This is a genomic window from Salinicola lusitanus (genome assembly GCF_003206045.1).
GTDB lineage: Bacteria > Pseudomonadota > Gammaproteobacteria > Pseudomonadales > Halomonadaceae > Salinicola > Salinicola lusitanus.
Genome location: NZ_PZJM01000010.1, coordinates 41,995 through 63,985 on the forward strand (window position 1 = coordinate 41,995; position 21,991 = coordinate 63,985).

General features: G+C 63.7%; 22 protein-coding genes. 14 read left to right on the forward strand and 8 right to left on the reverse strand.

Annotated elements, in window-relative coordinates; translation table 11 throughout:
- Window positions 1-44 precede the first annotated feature (44 nt).
- The 3 genes from DOM45_RS16185 to trxB all read left to right on the forward strand — a co-directional run bounded on the left by DOM45_RS16185 (window position 45) and on the right by trxB (window position 2,116).
- Window positions 45-251: a zinc ribbon domain-containing protein gene (locus DOM45_RS16185; protein WP_110602206.1), complete on the forward strand. Its 207-nt coding sequence runs from the start codon at window positions 45-47 to the stop codon at window positions 249-251.
- A gap of 149 nt (window positions 252-400) precedes the next feature.
- The gene (locus tag DOM45_RS16190) at window positions 401-1,003 is read left to right on the forward strand and encodes a peroxiredoxin (protein ID WP_110602207.1); all 603 of its coding nucleotides are present in this window, start codon (window positions 401-403) and stop codon (window positions 1,001-1,003) included.
- Window positions 1,004-1,165: 162 nt separating this feature from the next.
- Entirely contained in the window at window positions 1,166-2,116 is a 951-nt protein-coding gene (gene trxB / locus DOM45_RS16195) for a thioredoxin-disulfide reductase (RefSeq protein WP_110602209.1), read from the forward strand.
- Window positions 2,117-2,312: 196 nt separating this feature from the next.
- Here trxB and DOM45_RS16200 read toward each other — a convergent pair whose 3' ends face one another.
- Window positions 2,313-2,591, reverse strand: a complete 279-nt coding sequence (locus tag DOM45_RS16200; protein ID WP_110602210.1) for a SlyX family protein — start codon at window positions 2,589-2,591, stop codon at window positions 2,313-2,315.
- A gap of 119 nt (window positions 2,592-2,710) precedes the next feature.
- Between DOM45_RS16200 and DOM45_RS20415 the strand changes: the two genes are divergently transcribed.
- Window positions 2,711-3,193, forward strand: coding sequence for a cold-shock protein (locus DOM45_RS20415; protein WP_110602212.1), 483 nt, complete (start codon window positions 2,711-2,713; stop codon window positions 3,191-3,193).
- Between the two features lie 63 nt (window positions 3,194-3,256).
- On the opposite strand, the gene DOM45_RS16210 is transcribed toward DOM45_RS20415, so the two are convergent.
- The 5 genes from DOM45_RS16210 to DOM45_RS16230 form a co-directional block, all read right to left on the reverse strand.
- Window positions 3,257-4,192 (reverse strand): cation diffusion facilitator family transporter, encoded by a 936-nt coding sequence (locus DOM45_RS16210; protein WP_110602214.1) that lies wholly within the window; start codon window positions 4,190-4,192, stop codon window positions 3,257-3,259.
- A 49-nt stretch (window positions 4,193-4,241) separates the two neighbouring features.
- Window positions 4,242-4,634 (reverse strand): hypothetical protein, encoded by a 393-nt coding sequence (locus tag DOM45_RS16215; RefSeq protein WP_110602215.1) that lies wholly within the window; start codon window positions 4,632-4,634, stop codon window positions 4,242-4,244.
- Window positions 4,618-5,799: a succinyl-diaminopimelate desuccinylase gene (dapE, locus tag DOM45_RS16220; protein WP_110602217.1), complete on the reverse strand. Its 1,182-nt coding sequence runs from the start codon at window positions 5,797-5,799 to the stop codon at window positions 4,618-4,620. The genes DOM45_RS16215 and dapE overlap by 17 nt, the downstream gene beginning before the upstream one ends.
- Window positions 5,800-5,830: 31 nt before the next feature.
- Entirely contained in the window at window positions 5,831-6,856 is a 1,026-nt protein-coding gene (gene dapD / locus DOM45_RS16225) for a 2,3,4,5-tetrahydropyridine-2,6-dicarboxylate N-succinyltransferase (protein ID WP_110602218.1), read from the reverse strand.
- Between the two features lie 69 nt (window positions 6,857-6,925).
- Window positions 6,926-7,285, reverse strand: a complete 360-nt coding sequence (locus DOM45_RS16230; protein ID WP_110602219.1) for an ArsC family reductase — start codon at window positions 7,283-7,285, stop codon at window positions 6,926-6,928.
- A gap of 214 nt (window positions 7,286-7,499) precedes the next feature.
- On the opposite strand from DOM45_RS16230, the gene copM reads away from it, so the two are divergent.
- Entirely contained in the window at window positions 7,500-7,898 is a 399-nt protein-coding gene (gene copM, locus DOM45_RS20420; protein WP_110602221.1) for a CopM family metallochaperone, read from the forward strand.
- Window positions 7,899-7,925: 27 nt separating this feature from the next.
- On the opposite strand, the gene DOM45_RS16240 is transcribed toward copM, so the two are convergent.
- Window positions 7,926-10,601 carry a [protein-PII] uridylyltransferase gene (locus DOM45_RS16240; protein ID WP_110602222.1) on the reverse strand — a complete coding sequence of 892 codons (2,676 nt, stop codon included), beginning with the start codon at window positions 10,599-10,601 and terminating at the stop codon, window positions 7,926-7,928.
- Between the two features lie 42 nt (window positions 10,602-10,643).
- A complete protein-coding gene (map, locus tag DOM45_RS16245) occupies window positions 10,644-11,435 on the reverse strand; it encodes a type I methionyl aminopeptidase (protein ID WP_110602224.1) in 792 nt (263 codons plus the stop codon).
- A 522-nt stretch (window positions 11,436-11,957) separates the two neighbouring features.
- On the opposite strand from map, the gene rpsB reads away from it, so the two are divergent.
- The 9 genes from rpsB (at window position 11,958) to bamA (ending at window position 21,903) form a co-directional block, all read left to right on the forward strand.
- On the forward strand, window positions 11,958-12,689 hold the full coding sequence (rpsB, locus tag DOM45_RS16250; protein WP_110602225.1) for a 30S ribosomal protein S2: 732 nt from the start codon (window positions 11,958-11,960) through the stop codon (window positions 12,687-12,689).
- 168 nt (window positions 12,690-12,857) lie between these two features.
- On the forward strand, window positions 12,858-13,727 hold the full coding sequence (gene tsf, locus DOM45_RS16255) for a translation elongation factor Ts (protein WP_110602226.1): 870 nt from the start codon (window positions 12,858-12,860) through the stop codon (window positions 13,725-13,727).
- Between the two features lie 154 nt (window positions 13,728-13,881).
- Window positions 13,882-14,637 (forward strand): UMP kinase, encoded by a 756-nt coding sequence (pyrH, locus tag DOM45_RS16260; RefSeq protein ID WP_110602227.1) that lies wholly within the window; start codon window positions 13,882-13,884, stop codon window positions 14,635-14,637.
- A 10-nt stretch (window positions 14,638-14,647) separates the two neighbouring features.
- Window positions 14,648-15,205 carry a ribosome recycling factor gene (gene frr, locus DOM45_RS16265; RefSeq protein WP_110602229.1) on the forward strand — a complete coding sequence of 186 codons (558 nt, stop codon included), beginning with the start codon at window positions 14,648-14,650 and terminating at the stop codon, window positions 15,203-15,205.
- A 63-nt stretch (window positions 15,206-15,268) separates the two neighbouring features.
- Window positions 15,269-16,030 carry a polyprenyl diphosphate synthase gene (uppS, locus tag DOM45_RS16270; protein ID WP_110602232.1) on the forward strand — a complete coding sequence of 254 codons (762 nt, stop codon included), beginning with the start codon at window positions 15,269-15,271 and terminating at the stop codon, window positions 16,028-16,030.
- Window positions 16,023-16,823, forward strand: a complete 801-nt coding sequence (locus DOM45_RS16275; protein WP_110602234.1) for a phosphatidate cytidylyltransferase — start codon at window positions 16,023-16,025, stop codon at window positions 16,821-16,823. Before uppS ends, DOM45_RS16275 begins: the two co-directional genes overlap by 8 nt.
- Before the next feature lie 7 nt (window positions 16,824-16,830).
- On the forward strand, window positions 16,831-18,051 hold the full coding sequence (gene ispC / locus DOM45_RS16280) for a 1-deoxy-D-xylulose-5-phosphate reductoisomerase (RefSeq protein ID WP_110602235.1): 1,221 nt from the start codon (window positions 16,831-16,833) through the stop codon (window positions 18,049-18,051).
- The gene (gene rseP, locus DOM45_RS16285) at window positions 18,051-19,406 is read left to right on the forward strand and encodes a sigma E protease regulator RseP (RefSeq protein ID WP_110602237.1); all 1,356 of its coding nucleotides are present in this window, start codon (window positions 18,051-18,053) and stop codon (window positions 19,404-19,406) included. Before ispC ends, rseP begins: the two co-directional genes overlap by 1 nt.
- A 157-nt stretch (window positions 19,407-19,563) precedes the next feature.
- Window positions 19,564-21,903, forward strand: coding sequence for an outer membrane protein assembly factor BamA (bamA, locus tag DOM45_RS16290; RefSeq protein WP_240612434.1), 2,340 nt, complete (start codon window positions 19,564-19,566; stop codon window positions 21,901-21,903).
- Window positions 21,904-21,991 lie beyond the last annotated feature (88 nt).

Here is a 21,991-nt window from a genome sequence, read left to right on the forward strand (position 1 = left end):
TGGAGAGACACTCTGCAGGTCAAGCGTAAGGCTGGAGATGACCCATGCCACAGGATTCGCTCGTCGATTGGCCCGTTCACTGTCCGTACTGCGATGCCCCCTTTTCCTTGTTGCTGGATCTGAGCGCAGGCGGTTACGACACCTGGGAGGATTGCGCCATCTGCTGCCAGCCGATCCATGTCGTGGTGGAGACAACGCTCTCCGGAGAGCTGGAAGGGGTGACGCTGGCCAGCGACGACGACGTGGTGTAGGTCTCGGCTCGATAGCGAGCGCCGCAAGATTTGATAGTCAATTGCTATATGATTCATTGCGCCAATCAAATTGGCCCATCGGTGGTTAATCTTTAGTCTAGCCACTTCACAATTTGCCATCACATAACGACTCAACACAGGAGATGCCAATGAGCGTACTCGTAGGACGCCAAGCCCCGGATTTCGAAACTGCCGCCGTGATGCCGGACGGTTCCATCAAGGACGACTTCCGGCTGTCCGACAGCAACGGCAAGCTGCGCGTGCTGTTCTTCTGGCCGCTGGACTTCACCTTCGTCTGCCCGTCCGAAATCATCGCCCATGACAATCGTCTGGCGAAGTTCAAGGAACTCGGCGTCGAGGTGATCGGTGCTTCCATCGATTCCCAGTACACGCACCACGCCTGGCGCAAGACCTCGCCGGACGCGGGCGGCATCGGTGAAGTCGGCTTCCCGGTCGTGGCCGACGTCAAGCACGAGATCTGCCAGGCCTACGGCATCGAGCATCCGGAAGCCGGTGTCGCCCTGCGCGCTTCCTTCCTGATCGATGAAGACGGCGTCGTCCAGCACCAGACGGTCAACAACCTGCCGCTGGGCCGCAACGTCGACGAGATGCTGCGCATGGTCAAGGCACTCAAGTACCACCAGACCCACGGCGAAGTCTGCCCGGCGGGCTGGGAAGAGGGCCAGGAAGGTATGAAGGACACTGCCGAAGGCGTGGCCAAGTACCTGGGCACCTACGCCGGCAACCTATAAGCGGCATGATTTTAGAGGCGGCCCGTCGGGCCGCCTTTGTCGTTTCTGGTATCATGCCCGCCTACCGCGGTGTCCTGTGGCATGGCTCGGGTTCGGGACATGCCACAGGGTGTCGAATAGCAGTACACGCCAACCGAATCGTTGATCTGAATCGAGGTAGTCATGAGCGACGCGCGTCACGAACGTCTGATTATTCTGGGCTCCGGGCCGGCAGGCTACACGGCCGCGGTCTATGCCGCGCGGGCGAACCTCAGGCCGTTGCTGATCACCGGCATGCAGGCCGGTGGCCAGTTGACGACGACCACCGACGTGGACAACTGGCCCGGCGACGATGAAGGGGTGCAGGGGCCGGAGTTGATGGAGCGCATGCGCAAGCATGCCGAGCGCTTTCAGACCGAAGTGCTGTTCGACCACATCAACGAGGTCGAGCTGCGCGAGAAGCCGTTCACCCTCAAGGGCGACAATGGCACCTATACCTGCGACGCGCTGATCATCGCCACCGGCGCCAGCGCCCGCTATCTGGGTCTCCCTTCCGAGCAGCAGTTCATGGGGCAGGGCGTGTCGGCCTGCGCGACCTGCGACGGCTTCTTCTATCGCAACCAGCACGTCGTCGTGGTCGGTGGCGGCAATACGGCGATGGAAGAGGCGCTGTATCTCTCCAATATCGCCTCGAAGGTGACACTGGTGCACCGGCGCGACAGCCTTCGCGGCGAGAAGATTCTGCAGGATCGCCTGTTCGAGAAGGTCGAGAACGGCAACATGGCGATCGAGTGGAATCATACCCTTGACGAGGTGCTGGGCGACGGCAGCGGGGTCACCGGGGCGCAACTCCGATCCACGTTGACGGGCGAGACCAAGCAGCTCGATGCCATGGGTGTCTTCATCGCCATCGGTCATACCCCCAACACCGGAATTTTCGAGGGCCAGCTCGATATGGCCAACGGTTATATCCGTGTCCAGTCCGGTCTGGAGGGCAATGCCACGGCGACCAGTGTGCCTGGCGTGTTCGCGGCCGGCGACGTCATGGACCATGTCTATCGTCAGGCCATTACCTCCGCCGGCAGCGGCTGCATGGCGGCGCTGGATGCGGAGCGGTTTCTGGACGAGCTCTAAGTCGAGCGTCGCCCGAAGCGGGACGAGCGTCGCTGCGCGCCTGGAAGAGATAAGCGGCAAGAAAGGGCAAGAGCTCTGAACGCAACATGCCAGCGACGATATCGTCGCTGGCATGTTGCGTTCAGGGCTGCAGCATCCTGATTTTCGCGGCTCGCGGCTCGCGGCTCGCGGCTCGCGGCTCGCGGCTTAGCTTGGCTCAATAGTGCGGCGGCAGCTCGTCCTCGGGGCCTGGCACCTCGCCGCCCAGCTCGTCGATGGCCTGGCGCTGTTCGCTGAGTCGCTCGCGCATCAGGGCGTTGACGCGGCCGAGCCGCTCGAGCTCGGTCGCCTGCTGTCTCACCAGGCGGTCGAGGGTTTCCAGCCAATCTTCCTGAAACGTCAAGCGGCTCTCGAGCGCATCGAGGCGAGCTTCCGAGGTCGTACGCGAGCGCGTCTCGACCGTGCTAGACTGCCGACGCTGTGTGTCATCTTCCATTCACGGCACCTTTAGTTAGTGAAAGTCGATTAACGATATTGGGTATGAAGACCGTTTCCGCGTTGTTGAGAAGGCGCGGTACGTTTTCCTTGTTCCGACGTCCAGAGATATGAGAATCCATGAATAGCAAGGTAATTTTGCGTTGTACGCTGATCAGTCTACTCCTCTCGATACCCTCGCCATTGCTGATCGGTCTTTTGATCACGCTGATCAGCAGCATGCTGGCCACCGACCTGACCTGGTTCTTAAACGTGGAAGGTGTCTCGGCGATGTATGGGGCGACGGTGATCGCCGTCTTCATCGTGCTTTGGCTGGGCACGCTGGCCATGGCGCTGCTGGCGCCAGCGACCCCGCGGGCGGTCACGGCTGCCATGCTGGCGGACGTGGAGAACGACGATCGCGAGCTGGGTGAAGTCAAATGGTTCAATGTCAACAAGGGCTATGGCTTCATCACGCGGGCCGACGGTGAGGACGTGTTCGTGCACTTTCGGGCGATTCGGGGCAAGGGCCACCGGACGCTCGCCGAAGGGCAGAAGGTGCGTTACCACGTGATCGAGAATGACCGCGGACTGCAGGCAGACGACGTGACCGTCATCACCTGACCGCCGCGGCTGGAGTGCCCGAAACCCCCGGAGGCTCGCCTCCGGGGGTTTTTCGTTTCCTGCTCACGCCCCGGAGGCCGATGGCGTCTCGTCGACTCCCGCGCGCGCCTCGGCCTCGACGAATACCCGCTTGACGCCATCGTGGGCCTGCTTGATCTCCCGGTCGAGCTTGGCGATGGCACGCTCGATGCGCTCCGCCGTGGCGCCGCGAGCAAAGCGAACGCTGAGATTGACCAGGATGAAGTTGGGCCCCATATGCATGGTCAGGACTTCGTTGACGCCTTCGACGCCATCGGCATCTCCCGCCAGCTGGCGAATGCTCTCGACCACGTGCTGGTTGGCGCTTTCCCCGATCAGCAGGCTCTTGGTCTCCATGGCCAGCCAGATGGCCGTGCCGCCGAGCAGCAGCCCGATGATGATCGAAGCGATGCCATCGAACAGCAGGATGCCGGTCCACTGCGACAGGGCAACCCCGGCGAGCGCGACCATCAGGCCGAGCAGCGCTGCGGAGTCCTCGAAGATCACCACGAACATGGAAGGATCCTTGCCGCGCTGTACCGCTTCGACGTAGCCCCACTTGCCCTTGGTCTTGCGAAACTCGTTGAGCGCGAATGCCCATGAGGCGCCCTCGAACAGGATACCCAGGCCGAGCACGATGTAGTTGACCAGCGGCGACTCGATCGGTTCGGGGTGCAGGACATGGATCACACCTTCGTAGAGCGAGACCCCGGAGCCGATCGCGAAGATCAGCAGCGCGACCACGAAGCTCCAGAAGTAGATCTCCTTGCCGTGACCGAACGGAAACTGAGGGCTCGGTGGTCGCTTGGCCCGCTTCATGCCCAGCAGCAGCAGAATCTGGTTGCCGGTGTCCACGACCGAGTGGATGCCCTCGGAGAGCATGGCGGAGCTGCCGGTGATCGCGGCCGCGACGAACTTGGTGACCGCAATGAGCAGATTGCCGCCCATGGCGGCATAGATGACTGGCTTGGATTCCGCCATGTAGGTGACTCCCTGTCGGACCGGCCGCGTTCCGGCGGCGACGGCGTGGTTAGCGGCCCGAGTCGGGCCACTCTATGGTGTGCTCGTGACCGTCCGGCGTTACCTGCCAGAATCGGTCGGGATCGTCACCGGGTTGCCAGCCACCCAGCGAACAGCGGGCCTCGCAGCCCAGCTCGCGAGCGGCGTCGCGGGCGCAGTCGGTGTCGCGAGGCCAGGGCGTGGCGTCGCAGTCGAACCACAGGCTGGCGTAACCATCGGCGGCGCGTTCGACCAGCATGATGCCGATACCTCGCTCGGCGCCAGCGGTCCTGCCGCGCCAGATCCCCTTGCCGGCCCGGTCCAGGGTCAGGTCATCGTCGCCGAGGGTTTGCCGCAGCCATCGGGTGATGGCCTCGACGTCGGCGACGGCCAGATAGATTTCGATATCAGGAAAACGCTCCATGGGTTCCTCTGGCGAACAGCCGCTCGAGTGTCGTCTCGTAGATGCGGCTCAGGGTATCGAGGTCGTCGGCACGGATGCGTTCGTTGACCTGGTGGATGGTGGCATTGACAGGGCCCAGCTCGATCACCTGCGTGCCCAGTGTAGCAATGAAGCGCCCGTCCGACGTGCCGCCGGAGGTGGAAAGCGCCGGCCGATGGCCGGTGATCGCCTCGCAGGCACGCCGCGCCGCCTCGAGGAGCTCCCCCTCCGCGGTCAGGAAAGGTTCGCCGTTGAGGGTCCAGTCGAGCTGATAATCGAGCCCGTGGGCGGCCAGTTTCCGCTCGACCCGTTCGCGTAACTGGAGCTGCGTGACCTCGCTGGAGTAGCGAAAGTTGAAGGTCACCTCCAGTTCGCCGGGAACGACATTGGTGGCACCGGTTCCTGCATGCAGGTTGGAGATCTGGAAGCTGGTCGCCGGGAAGAAGTCGTTGCCGGCATCCCAGGGCTCGTCGACCAGTTCGGAAAGCACGGGCAGCGCCTGGTGAATCGGGTTGCGGGCCAGTTGTGGATAGGCCACGTGGCCCTGAATGCCGCGCACCCGCAGCACCCCGCCCAGCGATCCGCGGCGGCCGTTCTTGATCACGTCGCCCAGATGGCTGGTGGAGGAGGGCTCGCCGACGATGCAGTAGTCCAGCGGCTCGTGACGCTCGCGCAGTCGCTCCACCACGGCCCGGGTGCCGTGCACCGCCGGGCCTTCCTCGTCGGCGGTGATCAGGAACGCGATTCTGCCGTGGTGGTCCGGATGGGCGGCGACGAAGCGCTCGACGGCCGTCACCATCGACGCCAGGCTGCCTTTCATGTCGGCGGCCCCGCGTCCGCAGAGAAAACCGGCCTCATCGATGCGCGGCTCGAATGGCGGGTACTGCCACTCGCTCTCCGGTCCGCTGGGCACCACGTCGGTATGGCCGGCAAAGGCGAGCATCGGGCCGTGCTGGCCCCGGGTGGCCCAGAAGTTGTCGATGCCACCGATCGACATCCGTTCGACCTGGAAGCCGATGCGTTCCAGGCGGTCGATCATCAGCGCCTGGCAGCCGTGATCGTCCGGCGTCACCGACGGTCGCTTGAGCAGCTCCAGTGCCAGCGTCAGCGTGTCGGAGGGCGCGGTCGTCATTGACGCTTGGGGCATGCGGATCTCCAGGGCAGCCGGTCGGGCCGGATCAATTGTGAGCGTGCAGCGATTCATTGAGGGCGACGGCGCTCTTGTTGGTGCGGCACTCCAGGCGCCCGGTCACCGAGTGACGAATGAACAGCAGATCGTCCTGGCCGGCGAGTTCCCGCGCGGCCACGGTCTGGACGGCTTCGCCCTGGTCGTCCAGGACGGTGACCTTGGAGCCCGCGGTGACATAGAGGCCGGCTTCGACGGTGCAGCGGTCGCCCAGCGGGATGCCCAGGCCGGCATTGGCGCCGATCAGGCAGTTCTCGCCGATTCTGATCACCACGTTGCCGCCGCCGGAGAGCGTACCCATGGTGGAGCAGCCGGCACCCAGGTCGGAGCCCTTGCCGACGAAGACGCCGGCCGAGATACGTCCCTCGACCATGCCGGGGCCTTCGGTGCCGGCGTTGAAGTTGCAGAAACCCTCGTGCATGACCGTGGTGCCTTCGCCCAGATGGGCGCCGAGGCGTACGCGGGCGGTATCGCCGATCCGGATCCCCTTGGGCACGACGTAGTCGGTCATCTTGGGGAACTTGTCGACGCAGTCCACCGAGAGCGGGCGTCCGGCCAGGCGGGCCTTGAGGCGACGCGCGGGAAGTTCCTCGACGTCGATGGCGCCCTCATTGGTCCAGGCGATATTCCTGAGCAGGCCGAACATGCCGTCGAGCTGGGTGCCGTGGGGCTTGATCAGCCTATGGGAGAGCAGATGCAGCTTGAGATAGACCTCCGGCACGCTGGCCGGCGCATGGTCTTCGTCCAGGAACACCGCAACCAGGGGGCGCTTGGCATCGACGAACGTCTCGGCGAGGTCGGCCTGATCGGCGGCGCCGGCGGCCCGCAGCGCTTCGGCGAGGCCGGCTGCGTGCTCCGGCAGGAAACTGACGACTTCCTCGCTGGCATCGGCACCCAGGGCCTGGCGCGCGGCGGCGGCGAGGTCGGCGGCGGGCTGATGCAGCGGCGCCGGATAGTAGACTTCGAGCCAGTCGCCCTGGCTGTTCTGGGTACCGATTCCTAGCGCGAAGCTCAACATCGCAGGTTCCTCATCGTGTTCGGTGAAAGGGTGTCGTGGAAGATCGTGGGGCCGGTGCGACCTCGCCCGCTAGGCCAGTGTCGCGTAGCGGGCAGGGTCGAAACCGACAATCAGGGTATCTTGGCCTGCAGGGTCGGTGCGCTGCAGTAGCGGACGCTTGATCAATGTCGGATTGGCCAGCATCAGTTCGCGAGCCCGCTCGGCGTCCAGCGGCTCCCGGTCCGCGGCATCGAGCTGCCGCCAGCTGGTACTGCGGGTGTTCAACAGCGTCTGCCAGTCGGCATTGGCCAGAAAGGTATCCAGTCGCTGCGGCCCGAGCCCATCCTCGCGGAGGTCGTGGTAACGATACGAGATGCCCAGCTCGTCGAGCCGGCGGCGGGCCTTGCGGCAAGTGTCGCAGGTCTTGATGCCGTAAACGGTGATGGTCATGTCGCTGGCCTGTCGGGCGCTGCCGGAGAAGCGGCAGATTATAGGCGCCCACGGACGGCGGCTCAAACCGCGCCGCTGGGGCGTCACTCTCGTGTCGTTCGGGGCCTGGGCCGACTGGTGCCGATGGAGCGGCAGTCGAGCATCCCGGATCGCGCTTGACCTATGGGTAACGCCAGGGTGCTAGCGTCAGGTTTTTCCCGGGGAGAAACAGCGAATGATGATTTCGAAGTGCTGGTCGATCGGTATCGTAGCCGCCGGCTCGCTGGCTTTCGCCGCCAGTGGTCTGGCTCAGCCGCAGAGCGATGGCCATGGCGATCATCGGGCCCGTTCCGAATCGTCCGCCCAATCCAGCGAGGCCAGCGATGCCTACCGTGAGGCGGCAACCCGCATGCAGCACAACATGGAGCTGGCGAACAGCGGCGACCCGGATATCGATTTTGCCACCGGCATGCTGGCCCATCACAGGGGGGCCGTCGCGATGGCCGAGGTCGAGCTCGCCTATGGCAAGGATCCGGAGATGCGAGCGCTGGCCCAGAAGATCATCGAGGCCCAGCAGGCGGAGATCGAACAGATGCGGGCATGGCTGAAAGCCAACCCCGCACCGGTCGATTGAGGCGGTCTGGTTCCGGCGAATCGGGCGCTAAACGTCCAGGACTTCGTAAAGACGCGCGCGCAGTCGTGCCTGGGCCTCGGGGTCGGTCAGCGGCCGGCCGTGCTTGTCGGTGATGAAGAATACATCCTCGACCCGCTCGCCGAGGGTGGCGATCTTGGCCGTCGACAGTGCGATGTTCTGCTCCATGAAGATGCGGCCGACCCGAGCCAGCAGCCCCGGGCGGTCGGGGGCGATCAGCTCCAGCGAGGTGCGTGCGTTGGCGGGGTCCTGCTCGATGATCACCTCGACCGGCACCCGGAAGTGTTTCAGTTGCCGGGGCGTATGGCGGCTGACGATCTGCGGATAGTCGTCGGGGTCGTCGAGCTCCTCGACCAGGTGCCGGCGGATCGTCTCCAGCCGCGCAGGGTCGCGGATGGCGTCGTCATCGTCATCGAGCAGGATGAAGGTGTTGAGCGTCCAGTCGTCGCTCGAGGTGGCGATTCGAGCGTCGTGGATCGACAGGCCTAGCTGTTCGATGGCGGCCGCCGTCGCGGCGAACAGGTCGTCGGCCGAGCGCGTATGAATGAACAGCTTGGTGCCACCCTCGGTCATGTCCTCGCTGGGGGCGCTGACCAGGACCAGAGGCAGGTGATCGTCGTGGTGGGCGAGAATGCCCTGGGTCTGCCAGACGATCTCGCTGGGCGTGTACTGCAGGAAGTAGTCCTCGCCGAAGGTCTGCCAGAGTTCCGTGACGCGGGTCACGTCGGCGCCGACGGTCCGCAGCAGTCCCAGCGCCTCCTCTCGGGTCTCGCTGACCCAGCCCTGTCGGTCGACGGTGTTGTCGAGCCCTCGACGCAGCACTCGGCGGGTCTCGGTGTAGAGCTGGCGCATCAGCGAGGCGCGCCAGCCGTTCCATAACGTCGGGTTGGTGGCGCTGATATCGGCGACGGTGAGCACGTAGAGATAGTCGAGATGAGTCTCGTCGCGCACGGTTCGGGCGAAGGCGTGGATCACGTCCGGATCGGAGATGTCGCGTTTCTGTGCCGTCTTCGACATCAGCAGGTGGTGTTCCACTAGCCAGGCCACCAGTTGCGTGTCCCAGCTCGACAAGGCATGGCGGCGGCAGAACTCGGCGGCATCGATGGCGCCGAGCTCCGAGTGATCGCCACCGCGCCCCTTGCCGATGTCGTGATAGAGCCCGGTAATCCACAGCAGTTCGAGCTTGGGCAGCTTCTGGATCACATCGATGGCGACGGTATATTCGTCGGTGTCCCGCTCCTCGCGAAAACGCTGCAGGAAGCTGAGCAGGCGCAGGGTATGCGCGTCGACGGTATAGATGTGGAAGAGATCGTGCTGCATCAGGCCGACGGCCTCGCCGAACTCGGGCAGGTACTTGCCCAGCACCCCGTATCGATTCATGCGGGTCAGCTGGGTGGGAACGTCGCCGCCGCTGCGCAGCAGTTCCATGAACAGGCTCTGGTGGCGCAGATCGTCGCGGAAAGCGTCGTCGATCAAGTGACGGTGGTCGCGAATCTGACGGATGGTATCGGCCCGGACGCCCTCGATCTCCGGATGCTGGGCCATCAGCAGAAACAGTTCCAACAGCGCGCCGGGGCGCCGCAGGAAGACGTTGGGGTGGCGAAGCTGGATATAGCCGCCCCGGCTTTCGAAGCGCGCATTGATCGGCTTGACCTCGAGCGCCTCGCCGGCGTGGAGAATCACTTCGTCGAAATGCTGCAGCAGCATGTCGTTCAGTCCGGCCAGGGCGGTGACGTGGCGGTAGTAGGCCTTCATGAACTGCTCGACGGCCAGTCGCTGTGGGGTGTCGGTGTAGCCGAACAGCTTGGCCAGGGCGCGCTGGTGGTCGAACAGCATGCGATCCTCGGCGCGTCCGGCGATCATGTGCAGGGCGTAGCGCACCTGCCACAGGAACGCCTGGCCCTGGCTCAGGATCCGCAACTCGGCATCGTTCATGAAGCCTTGCGCGACGACATCCTCGTAACGCAGTGGACCGAAATGGCGTTTCGCCACCCAGCCGATCATCTGGATGTCGCGCAGGCCGCCCGGCGCGCTCTTGAGGTTGGGCTCGAGGTGATACTCGGAGTTGTTGTGCTTGTAGTGGCGGGCGATCTGCTCCTGCCACTTGCCCTCGAAGAACGCTGCCGATGACCACATGTGGTGGGTGGAGAGGCGCTCCCGCATGGCGCTACGCAGCGTCTCCGGGCCCGCCAGGGTACGGGTCTCCAGCAGGTTGGTGATGACCGTGATGTCGCTTCGGGCTTCCCGCTCGCAGTCATTGAGCGAGCGCACGCTCTGCCCGACCTCGAGACCGATATCCCACAGCAGGGTAATGAAGCCGGTCAGTGACTCGCGATAGGGCGTGTCGTCGTCCGTACCGAGCAGCAGCAGCAGGTCGATATCGGAATAAGGGTGCAGCTCTCCGCGGCCGTAACCGCCAACGGCCAGCAGGGCGACGTTGTCGTCCGGCCACTCGAACCGCTCCCAGGCGATCTCGAGCAACCGGTCCAGGCACCAGGCGCGGCCGTACACCAGGTCGCGAACATCGGCGCCAGCGCGGAAACGCTCGTCGAGGCGCTCGCGGATCGTCTTCAGCGCCAGCTTGAACAGCGCGACGGGTTGGGAGTCGCATGCCAGCGCCTCACGGAAGGCCGCTGCATCGAACAGTGTTTCGTCGGGTTGAAAACGGTAGTGATGCAGCAGCATGCGACGGGCGTCTCCGGAGGTGGGGCGGCGGGCAGGCGACGATCAGTCCGTCAGGAAGCCGAAGTCTTCATCGGAGCGGGCCGTCAGGACCTCAACGCCGGAAGCGGTGACCAGCAGGGTGTGTTCCCACTGTGCCGACAGGCTCTTGTCCTTGGTCACTGCCGTCCACCCGTCCTTCAACACCTTGGTACGGTAGCCGCCGGCGTTGAGCATCGGCTCGATGGTCAGGCACATGCCTTCGGCGAGTTCGGCATCGGCTTCCGGTGCGTAGCCGTCATAATGCAGGACCTGCGGCTCCTCGTGGAAGCCTGCGCCGATACCGTGACCGCAGAAATCCCGGACCACGGAGTAGCCAGCCTTTTCGGCATGGTTCTGGATCACCCGGGCGATGGTCGACAGCCTGGCGCCCGGTTTCACTTCGGCGATACCTTTATACAGGCTCTCCTGGGTGACCCGGCTCAGGCGCTCCCCTTGAATGGTGTCGCCGAGCACGAACATCATGCTGCTGTCGCCGTGGTAACCGTCGGCGGTCTTCACGGTGATGTCGATGTTCATGATGTCGCCACTCTTGAGCTTCTTGTCGAAGTCGGGAATGCCGTGGCAGACCACATGATTGATCGAGGTGCAGATCGACTTGGGGAAGCCGTGGTAGTCCAGGGGGGCCGGGGTGGAACCCAGTTCCTTGACGATGAAGTCGTGACACAGGCGGTCGAGCTCGCCGGTGGAAACGCCGACCTGCACGTGCGGGATGATCATCTCGAATACTGCAGCGGCCTGGCGGCCGGCTTCGCGCATTTTTTCGATCTCGTCGGGCGTCTTGCGTGGAATGTTCATGCGCTCTCGCAATGGGGGGTCGATAGGGGCGATGGCGTGTCTCGGGCAGCGGTCGGCTGTCCCCGGTGTTGCCGGGCTTCAGGGAAACACTGCATGAATGGTGGCGCGGGCGAATCACTGCGCTGGGCGGTGCCGGTCCGATCGGAATCCTCACTATACCCCGCAGGCTCCGGTTTCCGTGCTCCGTTCGCCCAGTGGTCCATCCCGCTCGCCGATTCATTCAGCGCTTCCTTAGACGACCGGCGACTTCATCTTGCCTGCGTTCTATGGTATAAATCCGCGCGCTCGACTGCAATTGCCCGTCTACCGGTTCCGGCAAAGATGGCCGATCTGGCTCCCGGCAGGCATCTCTACGCTGTCGCCAGGGTGGTCGAGTCAGTAGCGGCGACGACCTTCGAACGAAGGTCGCGTCATCAAAAACACACACGCACCGACACATGGTCCCGGGTGCCGCGACGGTCTAGCCGAGCGGTCGGATCCATGGGGTGTGTGGAGGCCTAACCCGATTCTTCAGGAGTCATCATGGCACAAGTCAACATGCGCGATCTGCTCAAGGCAGGCGCACACTTCGGTCACCAGACCCGTTACTGGAACCCGAAGATGGGGCAGTACATCTTCGGTGCACGTAACAAGATCCACATCATCAACCTCGAGCATACGCTGCCGGCACTGCTGGAAGCGACGAGCATCGTCGAGAAGATGGCCTCTTCCAACAACAAGATCCTGTTCGTCGGCACCAAGCGTTCCGCCAGCAAGATCATCAAGGAAGAAGCCAATCGCGTTGGTCAGCCGTTCGTCAACCATCGCTGGCTGGGCGGCATGCTGACCAACTACAAGACCATCCGCCAGTCGATCAAGCGTCTGCGCGAACTCGAGACCATGCGCGAAGATGGTACGTTCGAGAAGCTGACCAAGAAAGAAGTGCTGATGGCGACTCGTGAGCAGGACAAGCTCGAGCGCTCCATCGGCGGTATCAAGGAGATGGGCGGTCTGCCCGACGCACTGTTCGTGATCGACGTCGATCATGAGCGCATCGCGATCAACGAAGCCAACAAGCTCGGCATTCCGGTGATCGGTGTCGTCGACACCAACTCCAACCCGGACGGCGTCGATTACGTCATCCCGGGCAACGACGACTCCATTCGCGCCATCCAGATCTATGTGCAGGCGATCGCCGACGCCTGCGGCAAGGCGAAGGAAGGTCGTCCCGACGAGTTCGTCGAGGTGAGCGAGACCAGCGAAGCCGCTCAGTAATCGAGAAAACGGCATCGAGTCTGCGCTGAGCATGCTCCCGCAGGGCGGCAGTCGGTTCGCCGGTATCGGCGCAGACACAAGGGGGCTCCATAGCCCCCTTTTTACACCCGGAGCGACGCTCTCGTGGCGTCGTTCGTCAGACGAAACAGCGATTCTCAGGGGTAGAACATGGCAGCTATCAGCGCTTCTCTAGTCAAGGAACTGCGTGAGCGTACCGGTCTCGGCATGATGGAATGCAAGAAGGCACTGACCGAAGCCGACGGTGACATCGATCGCGCGATCGAGGATCTGCGCAAGAACTCCGGTCTGAAGGCCGCCAAGAAAGCGGGCCGGACGGCCGCCGAAGGCGCGATCCTGACCCGCGTCGCCGAAGACGGCAGCTACGCCGCGATGCTGGAAGTCAACTCGGAGACCGACTTCGTCTCCCGTGACGACAACTTCAAGAGCTTCGCCGCCAAGGTGCTGGCCAAGGTATTCGAGACCAAGTCCGAAGACGTCGCGGCCATCATGGACGGCGAGTTGGAAGATGCGCGCAACCAGCTGGTGCAGAAGATCGGCGAGAACATCTCCGTGCGTCGCGCGGTCGTCGTCGATGCACCGGAAGGCGGCGTCGTGGGTGCCTACGTCCATGGCGATCGTATCGGTGTATTGAGCGTGCTCAAGGGCGGCAACCCGGAAGTGGCCAAGGATGTCTCCATGCACGTGGCCGCGATCAACCCGGTCGTCGCGCGTCCTGAAGATATGCCGCAGGCCCAGCTCGACAGCGAGAAGGCGATCATCCTGGCCCAGCCGGACATGGCCGGCAAGCCAGAGCAGATCGCCGAGAAGATGGTCCAGGGTCGCCTCAAGAAGTACCTGGCGGAGAACAGCCTGACCGAACAGCCTTTCGTCAAGGATCCGAACCAGACCGTTGCCGAGTACGCCAAGACGGCAGGCGGCGAAGTGGTTGGCTTCACGCGCTTCGAGGTTGGTGAGGGCATCGAGAAGGAAGAGGTCGATTTCGCCAAGGAAGTGATGGAACAGGCTCGCCGTAGCTGAGTTTCCGATAGTGCCTGGGACCGTGCTCGGGGCTCATGCCTGTGGCCGATCCCTCTGATGGCGTGCGCGAAAGCGCACGCCATCGCGTATCCGGCGGATGAGAAGATCGTCTGCCACCTGCCGAATCCGACTCGTCAAACCAGGAGAGAGCGTCATGCCTGAAGTCATCGATCGACCCAGCAAGCCCAATGAGCGTAGCGACAAGTCGAAGTACAAGCGCATATTGTTGAAGCTCTCGGGCGAGGCGCTGACGGGGGAGCAGGATTTCGGTATCGACCCCAAGGTGCTCGATCGCATGGCGCTGGAAATCGGCCAGCTGGTGGGGATCGGTGTCCAGGTCGGCATCGTCATCGGCGGCGGCAACCTGTTCCGGGGTGCAGCGCTGCACGCAGCGGGCATGGAGCGGGTCACCGGTGACCACATGGGGATGCTGGCCACGGTGATGAACGCCCTGGCGATGCGCGATGCGCTGGAACGTTCCAATATCCGCTCGCGAGTGATGTCGGCAATCCCCATGAGCGGGGTCGTCGAACACTACGATCGGCGCACCGCGATCCGTTACCTCACTTCTGGCGACGTGGTCATCTTCTCTGCCGGTACGGGCAATCCCTTCTTCACGACCGACTCGGCCGCCTGTCTGCGGGGCATCGAGATCGACGCCAACGTCGTGGTCAAGGCCACCAAGGTCGATGGTGTCTACGACAAGGATCCGGTCAAGCATCCGGAAGCCGTCAAGTACGAGCGTTTGAGTTACGATGATGTGCTGGACCAGAAGCTCGGGGTGATGGATTTGACCGCTATCTGCCTGGTACGGGACCATGACATGCCGGTTCGCGTCTTCGACATGACCAAGCCCGGGGCGCTGTTGAATCTGGTGGTCGGTGGGCGAGAAGGCACGCTGATTGATTGAGGTTTAGGACATGATCGACGATATCAAGAAAGACGCTGGCGCACGCATGCAAAAGAGCCTGGATGCGCTTCAGAGCAATTTCCACAAGATCCGCACCGGCCGGGCGCACCCGAGCATACTGGATGCGGTGATGGTGGAGTACTACGGCAGTCAGATGCCGATCAACCAGGTCGCCAACATTACGATCGAGGATGCTCGGACGCTGGCCGTGACGCCGTGGGAACGCCCGATGGTGCCGAAAGTCGAGAAGGCGATCATGACCGCCGATCTCGGGCTCAATCCGGCCACCGCCGGCAACGTGATCCGCGTGCCGATGCCGCCGCTGACCGAGGAGACGCGGCGCAACTATATCAAGCAGGCGCGTGCCGAGGCCGAAAACGCCAAGGTTGCGATCCGCAGTATTCGCCGCGACGCCAATGGCGATCTCAAGACGTTGCTCAAGGACAAGGAGATCACCGAGGATGACGAGCGTCGCGGAGAAGAGGAAATCCAGAAGTTGACCGACAAGCACGTCAGCGAGATCGATCGGCTGCTGGAAACCAAGGAACATGACCTGATGCAGGTATGAGGGTTCGGGCGCTCGATGGCTTCGGCATGCGGGCGCCGCCACCCACCTGTCTTGCGAGCTATCATGACAGACACGCAGTCGCGTGACGTCCAAGCGATGCCGTCGATGCCCCGCCATGTGGCGATCATCATGGATGGCAACAATCGCTGGGCGCGCGCCAGAGGGCTCTCCAGCGCACAGGGACATCGCGCTGGCGTGGAGTCGTTGCGCGCCGTCATTCGACGGGCGGCGGAGCAGCACATCGAGACCCTGACACTATTCGCCTTCTCGAGCGAGAACTGGCGTCGTCCTTCGGCGGAGGTCGGTGCGCTGATGGAACTTTTCATGCTGGTGCTCAAGCGCGAGGTGAAGAGGCTTCATGAGAACGGTATCCGCCTGAGCATCATCGGCGATCGCCGCCGCTTCTCGTCGTCCCTGCAGAAGCACATGAGTCGTGCCGAGGCGTTGACCCGCGACAATTCCGGGATGCATCTCGTCGTGGCTGCCAACTATGGCGGGCGCTGGGACATCGCCTCCGCCGCGCAGCGGCTGGCGCGCAAGGTCGCCGATGGGCTCATCACTCCCGAGGCCGTGGATGAAGCGGCGTTGGACCGCGAGGTGTGCCTGAGCCAGGAGTCGCCCATCGATCTGTGCATCCGCACCAGTGGAGAACAGCGGATCTCCAACTTCCTGCTGTGGCAGCTTGCCTACGCGGAGTTCGTGTTTGCCCCGGAACTCTGGCCCGATTTCGATGGGGCCGCCTTCGATGCCGCACTCGAGGCGTTCCAGCAGCGCCAGCGCCGTTTCGGCATGAGCCAGCAGCAGGTCGAGGTTCAGGGTGCTTAAACAACGGATACTGACGGCGCTGGTACTGGCGCCACTGGCTCTCGGCGGCCTGTTCGGCCTCTCCGGGGCCGGCTTCGCCGCCTTCACCGCGTTCGTGCTGCTGCTCGGGGCCTGGGAGTGGGCGCGCCTGGCCGGATTCGACGAGGTCAAGCCGCGACTGCTCTACACTCTCGGCCTCGGTTTGCTGCTGGTGATCGCATGGTGGTCGGGGTGGACCGAGGCGCGTTGGCCGCTATGGGCTGGCGCGCTCGGCTGGTTGGCCAACGCCTGGTGGGTCTCTCGCTATCCCGGCGCCACCGGGCAGTGGCAGCCTCCGGTGGTGCGCCTGTGCATGGGCGTGTGGGTGCTGCTGCCTTGCTGGGTCGGGCTGTACCAACTTCGGCAGCAGGGTAGCGAGTGGTTGCTGTTCGTGTTGCTGCTGGTCTGGGTGGCGGATATCGGGGCCTACTTTGCCGGGCGCCGTTACGGCCGTCGCAAGCTGGCGCCGAGCGTCAGTCCGGGCAAATCGTGGGAGGGCGTCTATGGCGGCTGGGTCGCGGTCGCGCTGCTGGTGCTCGTCTACACGGTGTGGCTGGCGCTTGACCCCGGTCAGGCGCTGGCCCTGCTGATCGTCGCGCTGGTGGTCGCTTTCATCTCCGTCGTCGGAGACCTGCTCGAGAGCATGCTCAAGCGTTTTCGTGGCTTGAAGGACTCCAGTCACCTGCTGCCGGGCCACGGTGGCATCCTCGATCGTATCGACAGCTTGACGGCTGCCGTACCTCTCTTCGCTTTGATCCGCCCCTGGCTGGGATAGCACATCGATGTCTTCCTCTTCCTGCAAGGTCACACTGCTGGGCGCGACCGGTTCCATCGGTCGCAGCACGCTGGACGTGATCGCTCGACACGCCGATCGCTATCAGCTTCACGCGGTGACCGCCCAGCGTTCCCGCGAGGCGCTGCTCGAGATCTGCTTGCGGTTCGAGCCGCAGAGGGCGGTGATCGGCTCGTCGCAGGATGCCGAATGGCTCCGCTCCCGACTGCGGGAAGCCCGGTTGACGCAGATCGACGTCTCCCACGGAGAGGCGGCCCTGGTGGAAGTGTCGCGAGCGGCCGAAGTGGACGTGGTGATGGCGGCGATCATGGGGGCGGCAGGGTTGATGCCGACACTGGCGGCAGTAGAGGCGGGCAAACGCGTGCTGCTGGCCAACAAGGAAGCGTTGGTGATGTCCGGCGGATTGTTCATGGACGCCGTCTCGCGTCATGACGCCACGCTTTTACCCATCGACTCGGAACATAATGCCATCTATCAGTGTCTTCCTATGCAGCGTGACGGTCGCCATCGCGAGCTGACTCGTGACGGCGTATCGCGGCTGTGGCTGACGGCCTCGGGAGGACCGTTTCGAACCTGGTCGCTCGAGGCGCTGGAAGACGTCACGCCCGCCCAGGCGTGTGCGCATCCCAACTGGTCGATGGGGCGCAAGATATCCGTCGACAGCGCCACCATGATGAACAAGGGCCTCGAGTTGATCGAGGCGTGCTGGCTGTTCGATACGGCGCCCGCGCAGGTCGAGGTGGTGGTTCATCCTCAGAGCATCGTGCATTCGATGGTCGGGTATGCCGATGGCTCGGTGCTGGCGCAGATGGGCAATCCCGACATGCGTACGCCGATCGCCTACGGTCTGGCCTGGCCCTCGAGGCTCGAGGCCGGTGTCGAGCCGCTGGATCTGTTCGCGATATCGCGTCTCGACTTCGAGGCCCCGGATGAGGTTCGCTTCCCCTGTCTGCGGCTGGCCCGGGAGGCAATGGAAGCCGGTGGCACGGTACCGGCGACCCTCAACGCCGCCAATGAAGTGGCGGTGCAGGCGTTCCTCGACGGGGAGCTCTCCTTCCCCGGAATCGCCAAGCTGGTGGAGGCCACGCTCGAGGCGACCGAGAGGCGAGCGGCGGATTCGCTCGACGTGATATTGTGCGAGGATGCGCGGGCGCGGCGGTCGGCCGAGCACCTGCTGCATCAACGGTCTTTCCACAGGGGGCGGGCGTGATGGACACGATCCAGAACGTACTGGCGGTCATCGTCGTACTCGGCCTGCTGATCACGTTCCACGAGTTCGGGCACTTCTGGGTGGCCCGACGCTGTGGCGTGAAGGTCTTGCGCTTCTCGGTAGGATTCGGCAAGCCGCTATGGTCGCGCTTCGATCGCCACGGGACGGAATACGCCATTGCCGCCATTCCGCTCGGTGGTTACGTCAAGATGCTCGACGAGCGCGAAGGCCCGGTGGCGCCGGCAGAGCAGGCCCAGGCTTTCAATCGCAAGAGCGTCTGGGCGAGAATCGCGATCGTGGCGGCGGGGCCGATCGCCAATTTCCTGTTGGCTGTGGTCGCTTACTGGGCGCTGTTCGTCTACGGTGCCACCACCGTGGCCCCGGTGATCGGCGAGGTGAAGCCGGATTCCCTGGCTGCCCAGGGCGGGTTGCACAGTGGACAGGAGATCGTCAGTGTCGACGGGCGCGAGACGCCGTCCTGGAATGAGGTCAATCTGCAGCTGATCGCGGCGATCGGTGCCAGCGGCGAACTGGAGATCACGACCCGGGATCCTTCGGGCGGTGCGACCCGAACTCACGCCGTGCCCGTTCAGCAGTGGCTGGTGCGCCAGGACCCGCCGCAGCCGATGTCGTCGCTCGGTATCACGCCATGGCGCCCCGAGGTGCCAGCGGTGCTGGGGCGGGTGCTCGAAGAGAGCCCGGCGGGTCGTTCCGGATTGCAGGCCGGGGATCGCATCGTCAGTGTCGATGGTGAGCCGGTTGGCGACTGGGTCGCGTTCGTCGATGCGGTGCGCAGCCATCCCGGCGCCAAGCTGTCACTGGAGGTCGAGCGGGACGGCATGACCCGCAGCGTCACGCTGACGCCGGAGGCGAGGCAGACCGAGGATGGCGAGGAGATCGGTTACGTGGGCGCCGCGTCGCAGGCGGTCGAGTGGCCCGAGTCCTACCGGCGCGAGATTCGCTATGGGCCGTTGGCGGCGGTGGGGCAGGCGCTGAACAAGACCGGCGAGATGACCTGGCTGACGGCGGACTCGATTCGCAAGATGATCGTCGGCTGGATTTCGCCCTCGAACCTCTCCGGACCGATCACCATCGCGCGCATCGCCGGTGATTCGGCGCGCAGCGGCGTCGAGACGTTCATCGGCTTCCTGGCCTATCTGTCGATCAGCCTGGGCGTGCTGAACCTGCTGCCGATCCCGGTGCTCGATGGCGGTCATCTGGTCTACTACCTGATCGAGCTCGTCAGGGGGAAGCCGGTCTCGGAAACGGCCCAGGCCGTGGGCTTGCGGGTTGGCGTGGCGTTGGTGGGGTGTTTGATGGTGATGGCGCTCTACTTCGATTTGATGCGGCTTTGACGACGGGACGCCGTTGCCGGGCGGCCTGACGGCGCCGGGAACACCGGTGCCCGGGAAGACCCCATGAGTGGTGAGCGACGAGCTTGTCAGTCGTAGGGAGAAATGTATAAGGTGCCTGTTCGATACGCGGGCGGACCCCACAGAAGCGATTGATTGCATGAAACTCAAGATCATCGGATTGGCAGGATTTCTGCTGGCCAGCTCTCCCGTTGCGCTGGCGGCACCTTTTGAGATTTCGGATATTCGTGTAGAGGGGCTGCAACGCGTCTCGGCTGCGTCCGTTTTCAACGCATTCCCCGTCAGCGCCGATCAGACGGTCGACGACCAGCAACTGGGCCAAGCCGCCCAGCAGCTGTTCGACACCGGGCTGTTCGACGACATTCGGCTCTCCCGCGACGGTGACGTACTGATCGTCAACGTGGTCGAGCGGCCGTCCATCGCCGAGATCAACATCGACGGCAACTCGCAGATATCCGACGACGACCTGCGCAAGGGGCTGACCGACGCCGGGCTGGCCGAAGGCCAGGTCCTGCAGCGCTCGACCCTGGAGGAGATGCAGCGTGAGCTGGAACGACTCTATCAGTCCCAGGGTCGGTATAGCTCGAACATCAAGACATCCGTCGAGCAGCTCGAGCGCAACCGGGTTCGGGTCAACATCAATATCAATGAAGGCGAAGTCGCCAAGATTCGCCAGATCAACGTCGTCGGCAACGAGGCGTTCGACGACGACACGCTGCGTGATCTGTTCCAGCTCGAGGACAAGCCAGGCTGGTTCTTCGGCTGGTTCTCCGACGACGAGTATTCTCGCGAAGCGCTGTCCGGTGACCTGGAGACGCTGCGCTCCTGGTACCTCGATCGCGGCTACGTCAACTTCGCCATCACCTCGACCCAGGTGTCGATCAGCCCGGACAAGTCCCGCATCTTCGTCACCATCAATGTCGACGAAGGCAAGCGCTACAAGCTCGACAAGATCAACTTCGCCGGCGACCTGAAGATCGACGAGTCCGCCGCCCGGTCACTGGTGACCGCCAAGCCTGGCGAGTACTACTCTCAGAGCAAGGTGACCGAATCCTCGGAAGCCCTGCGTCAGAAGCTCGGTGCCGAAGGCTTCGCCTTCGCCAATATTCAGGCCGTGCCTACCGTCAACGAGGCGGGCGATACGGTGGATCTGACCTTCCGCGTCGATCCGGGACGGCGGGCCTACGTACGCCGGATCAATTTCGAGGGCAACACCACCACCCAGGATGAGGTGCTGCGCCGCGAAATGGTGCAGATGGAGGGCGCGCCGGCCTCCACCGACCAGATCTCGCAGTCGCGTCAGCGGCTCGAGCGGCTCGGTTTCTTCAAGCAGGTGGACGTGGATACCCGTCCGGTGGCCGGTGAGCCGGATCAGTTGGACGTCACCTACAACGTCCAGGAGCAGCCGTCGGGCTCGATCTCGGCGAGTGTCGGTTTCTCGCAGAGCGCTGGCGTGATCTATGGCGCGGCGCTGTCGCAGAGCAACTTCCTCGGCACCGGTAACCGGGTCAACATCGGTGCGCAGCGAAGCGACACGTTCACCAACATCAACTTCGGCTTCACCGACCCGTACTGGACCCTCGACGGTATCTCGCGTGGTTATAACGTCTTCTATCGCGAAACCGACTACGAAGACTCCGATATCTCGACCTACTCGACCGACTCCTACGGCGGCAACATCAATTTCGGGTATCCGATCAATGATCTGTCGCGGCTGAACTTCGGCGTCGGGCTCGAGAACCTGTCGATCGATACCTACGATGACACGCCCTCCGAAATCGTGCGCTACACCGACGACCAGGGCGAGGACTTCTTCAACTACAAGCTGACCGCCAGCTGGACTCGCAACAATCTGAACCGCGGGATCATGCCGACCGCCGGCAGCTACCAGCGCGTCTCGCTGGAGACCGCGCTGCCCGGGTCGGACGCGGAGTACTACAAGCTGCGCTACCGCGGCCAGAAACTGTTCGAGCTCAACCCCGACTGGTCCGTCAAGTTCAGCAGCAACCTGGGCTACGCCGATACGCTGGGCTCCAACGATCCCTACCCGTTCTACGAGAACTTCTACTCGGGCGGCCTGGGTTCGGTGCGTGGCTACACCGGCAACACGCTGGGGCCGAAGACCACCGCGCGCAACGATGGCGATGACGATACCCTGGGCGGCAACGTACTGGTCGAGGGCTCCGCGGAGCTGATCTATCCGTTCCCCTGGGTCGAGGACCGCCGGTCGCTGCAGACCAGCATCTTCCTCGACGGCGGCAATACCTTCCTGACCGATTGCTACCCGGTGGTGGCAGGTGATGGCCCCTCCAACTGCAACAGCGGGGTCCACCTCGACGATCTGCGCTACAGCGTGGGTCTGGGACTGTCCTGGCTGACGCCAGTGGGGCCGTTGACCTTCAGTGTCGCCAAGCCGCTGAACGAGAAGGAGGGAGACGATCCACAGGTCTTCCAGTTCTCGCTTGGCCAGACTTTCTAGTTCAAGCGCGGTGAGTTCGCGGCGTCCGGGTGGCGCCGCGAACTCGAATTCAGATGTTCACAGGCAGTAAGTCAGGCTCGTTTCAAGG

Excerpts from the sequence above, each read along its gene's own strand:
- DOM45_RS16190 (WP_110602207.1), top strand. The coding sequence starts at position 401 with ATGAGCGTACTCGTAGGACGCCAAGCCCCGGATTTCGAAACTGCCGCC.
- dapE (WP_110602217.1), bottom strand. The coding sequence starts at position 5,799 with ATGCCCCAAGCGTCAATGACGACCGCGCCCTCCGACACGCTGACGCTG.
- rseP (WP_110602237.1), top strand. The coding sequence starts at position 18,051 with ATGGACACGATCCAGAACGTACTGGCGGTCATCGTCGTACTCGGCCTG.
- copM (WP_110602221.1), top strand. The coding sequence starts at position 7,500 with ATGATGATTTCGAAGTGCTGGTCGATCGGTATCGTAGCCGCCGGCTCG.
- bamA (WP_240612434.1), top strand. The coding sequence starts at position 19,564 with ATGAAACTCAAGATCATCGGATTGGCAGGATTTCTGCTGGCCAGCTCT.
- DOM45_RS16185 (WP_110602206.1), top strand. The coding sequence starts at position 45 with ATGCCACAGGATTCGCTCGTCGATTGGCCCGTTCACTGTCCGTACTGC.
- rpsB (WP_110602225.1), top strand. The coding sequence starts at position 11,958 with ATGGCACAAGTCAACATGCGCGATCTGCTCAAGGCAGGCGCACACTTC.
- DOM45_RS16215 (WP_110602215.1), bottom strand. The coding sequence starts at position 4,634 with ATGGAGCGTTTTCCTGATATCGAAATCTATCTGGCCGTCGCCGACGTC.
- ispC (WP_110602235.1), top strand. The coding sequence starts at position 16,831 with ATGTCTTCCTCTTCCTGCAAGGTCACACTGCTGGGCGCGACCGGTTCC.
- DOM45_RS20415 (WP_110602212.1), top strand. The coding sequence starts at position 2,711 with ATGAATAGCAAGGTAATTTTGCGTTGTACGCTGATCAGTCTACTCCTC.
- DOM45_RS16210 (WP_110602214.1), bottom strand. The coding sequence starts at position 4,192 with ATGGCGGAATCCAAGCCAGTCATCTATGCCGCCATGGGCGGCAATCTG.
- map (WP_110602224.1), bottom strand. The coding sequence starts at position 11,435 with ATGAACATTCCACGCAAGACGCCCGACGAGATCGAAAAAATGCGCGAA.
- frr (WP_110602229.1), top strand. The coding sequence starts at position 14,648 with ATGATCGACGATATCAAGAAAGACGCTGGCGCACGCATGCAAAAGAGC.
- pyrH (WP_110602227.1), top strand. The coding sequence starts at position 13,882 with ATGCCTGAAGTCATCGATCGACCCAGCAAGCCCAATGAGCGTAGCGAC.
- DOM45_RS16200 (WP_110602210.1), bottom strand. The coding sequence starts at position 2,591 with ATGGAAGATGACACACAGCGTCGGCAGTCTAGCACGGTCGAGACGCGC.
- DOM45_RS16240 (WP_110602222.1), bottom strand. The coding sequence starts at position 10,601 with ATGCTGCTGCATCACTACCGTTTTCAACCCGACGAAACACTGTTCGAT.
- tsf (WP_110602226.1), top strand. The coding sequence starts at position 12,858 with ATGGCAGCTATCAGCGCTTCTCTAGTCAAGGAACTGCGTGAGCGTACC.
- trxB (WP_110602209.1), top strand. The coding sequence starts at position 1,166 with ATGAGCGACGCGCGTCACGAACGTCTGATTATTCTGGGCTCCGGGCCG.
- uppS (WP_110602232.1), top strand. The coding sequence starts at position 15,269 with ATGACAGACACGCAGTCGCGTGACGTCCAAGCGATGCCGTCGATGCCC.
- dapD (WP_110602218.1), bottom strand. The coding sequence starts at position 6,856 with ATGTTGAGCTTCGCGCTAGGAATCGGTACCCAGAACAGCCAGGGCGAC.
- DOM45_RS16230 (WP_110602219.1), bottom strand. The coding sequence starts at position 7,285 with ATGACCATCACCGTTTACGGCATCAAGACCTGCGACACTTGCCGCAAG.